This is a genomic window from Microbacterium sp. P2_F9 (genome assembly GCF_056403635.1).
Genome location: NZ_JBFUFC010000367.1, coordinates 1 through 1,754 on the forward strand (window position 1 = coordinate 1; position 1,754 = coordinate 1,754).

The 1,754-nt window shown below is 71.9% G+C and carries 1 protein-coding gene and 1 pseudogene; both read right to left on the reverse strand.

What is annotated here, in order from left to right:
- Positions 1-652: metallophosphoesterase family protein (locus AC1DVT_RS20035; RefSeq protein WP_477391123.1), on the reverse strand; the 652-nt coding region annotated here is incomplete at its 3' end.
- Between the two features lie 74 nt (positions 653-726).
- A pseudogene (locus tag AC1DVT_RS20040) lies at positions 727-1,754 on the reverse strand (hypothetical protein); the annotation flags it as partial.

Below are 1,754 nucleotides of genomic sequence, written 5' to 3' on the forward strand. Positions count from 1 at the left end.
GCCCGTGGATGTGCCCGAGGGCCACGTAGTCGGGTCCTTCGAACACCGACAGCGGCACGAGGTCGACGCCACCCTGCTGGATGTCGCGCTCCAGCCCCGGCGTCTGCTCGACGCCGGCGGCGAAGCAGTGCGAGATCGCGACAGACCGGCCGCCGCGCTCGACGAGGTCGTCGCGGACGAGCCCCATCGCGTACGCGAGCGCCTGGTGCTGCGAGCGCAGCTCGGTGTCGGGCCAAAGGTGCCGGACGAGGGCGGGCTCGAGGAACGGGAGTCCGTAGAAGTGCACCGGACCGTGCTCGTCCTCGATCGATACCGGAGTGCCGACGGTGAGCGGGTCGGTGATGACATGGATGCCGTCGCGCAGCAGCCCGGACTGGAAGCCGAGGCGTGCCGCCGAGTCGTGATTGCCGCTCGTGACGATGACGGCGGCTCCGGCATCCGAGATCCCGCGCAGCGCGCTGCTCAGCACGCCGTAGCAGGCCGCGGCCGGCGCGGCGGAGTCGAAGACGTCGCCCGCGATGATCACCACATCGACCGAGTGCTCGCGGACCTGCGCGGCGAGCGTCTCGAGCACGCCGCGCAGCGCATCGAGGGTGGAATGGCCGTGGAACGACCGCCCGATGTGCCAGTCCGACGTGTGGAGGATCCGCATGCCACTCACGGTATGCGCGGCCCCCGACATCGCCGCTGAGGCCCACCGTGGGAAGCCGATCCTGCCACGAGGGGTCAGGGACGCACGTCGTCGTGGGTCACGACGCGGCTGAGTTCAACTCCCCCTCCAGAGAGTGCCCAGAAGTGCACGCGGCGCGCAGCAGGGGTGCGCTGCTCGATCGCGGCGCGATAGCACTTGGCCCCGTCGCCGCGGACGAGATCGGGATCCGCACCGCCGTCGCCCGAGCGGAGGGCGTGGAGTTCTCGGCCCGGGATCTGGCGGATGCGGCCGGTGACGGCATCCACCACCGCTCTCATCGCCTTGTCGAACTGCCCTTCATCGAGAGGAGCCAGGGATGCCGCGAACTCAGGTCCCACTTCGAAGTCGGCGAGCGGCCAGGACTCCCGCTCGGTCGGCTCGACACGGTCGACCCACGCGAGGTAGACCTCGTGATGCACCCACGCCTCGTCCGTCGCCCACCTTGCCCGACGATCGCCGCGACCCTCCGTTGGTGCGACCGGAGCCGCGCGCCGCGCTTCGCGCAGCGCCTGCGTCCCCTGACGTCGTTGGTCCTTTAGTTCTTTGAGCTGCCGCTCGAGCTCGCCGCGCTCCGCCAGCTCCTCACGCAGCCGCGTCTCTGCTCCACTCGCCAGAGCGCGCAGCCGGCTGAGCTGCGAATCGTCGGCGCCCGCCTCGGTGAGCCGGCGCTCGAGCTCGGCGGTCCGGGCCCGTTCGGTCGCGAGCTGCAGCTGCGTGGTCTGCAGCGCGGTCCCCGGGGCTGCGGCGAGCACGGACTCGACCGCGACCGGTTCGGGTTCGACGACCGCTTCAGGCGCCGACGCGATGATCCGCCGGCCCGGCCCAGGCATCGGCCGCGCCGCTCGTGCGAGGCTCGGTTCCGGAAGGACGGATGCCGCGGCCTCCCCTCCGCCGACACTCGCACCCGCCGCGGCCTGGACGAGTGCCCCGGCTGTGGCCGGGGCATCCGCTTCTCCCCCACCGGGTCCCGCCGGCGCGGACGCCGCGGCTGACTCATCAAGCGCGGCGAGCTCGGTCGCGGCATCCATTGTCTGCAATTCGAGCGCGCGGCCCTCTGTGAGCC